The 849-nt window shown below is 63.8% G+C and carries 1 protein-coding gene; it reads right to left on the reverse strand.

The window, feature by feature from the left end; all coding sequences use genetic code 11:
- Nucleotides 1–849, reverse strand: an 849-nt coding sequence (locus tag H2Z84_RS05935; protein ID WP_220272722.1) for an Ig-like domain-containing protein, incomplete at both ends; no start/stop codon positions are given.

The following is an 849-nucleotide window of genomic DNA, read 5'->3' on the forward strand; positions in this document are numbered from 1 at the left end:
CCGTCAGCGTGCCGCCTTCGGCCGGAGCAGTCGGGGTCAATACAACCTGACCTGCAGTAATTTCAGCTGCAGTCAGCACGTGACCCGGCTGGGCCACGCCATTGAGGGTGACGTTCAGCGTGTCACCTGCCTTGGCATCGCTCGGCAGGCCGATGTTCACCGTATCGGTGGTCGCACTGCCCTGCTCGGCCTTGTTGATGAAGCCGTCGTTGTTGGCGTCGGTGGCGATGACCACGGTCGGGGCCGACGGCGCGGTGGTGTCCAGCTTGGCGCTGTCGCTGGCGCTGGCCGAGGTATTACCGGCGACGTCAGTGATGGTGGCGGCTACAGTCAAGCTGCCACCTTCTGCCGGCGCAGTCGGGGTGAGAACGACCTGACCTGCAGTAATTTCAGCAGCAGTCAGCACGTGACCGGCTTGGGCTACGCCGTTGAGCGTGACGTTCAGCGTATCACCCGCCTTGGCATCAGCCGGCAGGCCGATATTGACGGTGTCAGTCGTGGCACTGCCCTGCTCGGTCTTGTTGATGAAGCCGTCATTGTTGGCATCGGTGGCGATGACCACGGTCGGGGCCGACGGTGCGGTGGTGTCGCGTACTGCACTGTCGCTGGCGCTGGCCGAGGTATTACCTGCCACATCGGTGATGGTGGCGGCTACGGTCAGCGTGCCGCCTTCGGCCGGCGCGGTCGGGGTCAATACCACCTGGCCTGCAGTAATTTCAGCAGCAGTCAGTACATGACCCGGCTGAGCCGTACCGTTAATGGTGACGTTCAGCGTGTCACCCGCCTTGGCATCGCTCGGCAGGCCGATGTTGACGGTGTCTGTCGTCGCGCTGCCCTGCTCGGCCTTGT

Source organism: Aquitalea aquatica, assembly GCF_013911085.1.
GTDB classification, from domain to species: Bacteria; Pseudomonadota; Gammaproteobacteria; order Burkholderiales; family Chromobacteriaceae; genus Aquitalea; species Aquitalea aquatica.